The following is a 926-nucleotide window of genomic DNA, read 5'->3' as shown; positions in this document are numbered from 1 at the left end:
AGCGCCTTGCGCACGATCTCGACGCCGGTCTTCTGGTCGTCGTTCTTGGTGCGCAGGCCCTTGAGCTGCTCGGAGGCACGGAGCAGGGCGACGCCGCCGCCCGGGACGATGCCTTCCTCGACCGCGGCGCGGGTCGCATGCATCGCGTCATCAACGCGATCCTTGCGCTCCTTCACCTCGACCTCGGTCGCGCCGCCGACGCGGATCACCGCGACGCCGCCGGCGAGCTTGGCCAGACGCTCCTGGAGCTTCTCACGATCGTAGTCCGAGGTGGTCTCCTCGATCTGCGCCTTGATCTGGGCCACGCGCGCCTCGATGTCGGCCTTCTTGCCGGCGCCGTTGACGATCGTGGTGTTCTCCTTGTCGATCATCACCTTCTTGGCGCGACCGAGCATGTTGAGCGTGACGTTCTCGAGCTTGATGCCGAGGTCTTCCGAGATCGCCTGGCCGCCGGTCAGGATCGCGATGTCCTGCAGCATGGCCTTGCGGCGATCGCCGAAGCCCGGAGCCTTGACGGCCGCGACCTTGAGGCCGCCGCGGAGGCGGTTCACGACCAGGGTCGCGAGCGCTTCGCCTTCCACGTCCTCGGCGACGATGATCAGCGGCTTGCCGGTCTGCACCACGGCCTCGAGCAGCGGCAGCAGCTCGTTCAGCGAGGAGAGCTTCTTCTCGTTGATGAGGATATAGGCGTCGTCCATCTCAACGCGCATCTTGTCCGCGTTGGTGACGAAGTAGGGCGAGATGTAGCCGCGGTCGAACTGCATGCCCTCGACCACGTCGAGCTCGGTCTCGAGCGACTTGGCTTCCTCGACGGTGATCACGCCCTCGTTGCCGACCTTCTTCATGGCGTCGGAGAGGAACTTGCCGATCTCGGCGTCGCCGTTGGCGGAAATGGTGCCGACCTGGGCGATTTCGTCGTTCGAGGT

Annotated in this window: 1 protein-coding gene; it reads right to left on the bottom strand. The window is 65.6% G+C overall.

The window, feature by feature from the left end:
* On the bottom strand, window positions 1-926 hold a 926-nt coding region (locus tag IVA98_RS09595), incomplete at both ends, for a chaperonin GroEL (RefSeq protein ID WP_247334141.1).

Source organism: Bradyrhizobium sp. 160 (assembly GCF_023073735.1).
Lineage (GTDB): Bacteria > Pseudomonadota > Alphaproteobacteria > Rhizobiales > Xanthobacteraceae > Bradyrhizobium.
Note: the sequence above shows the minus strand (reverse complement) of the source record. Positions and strands in the feature narration are given on the sequence as shown.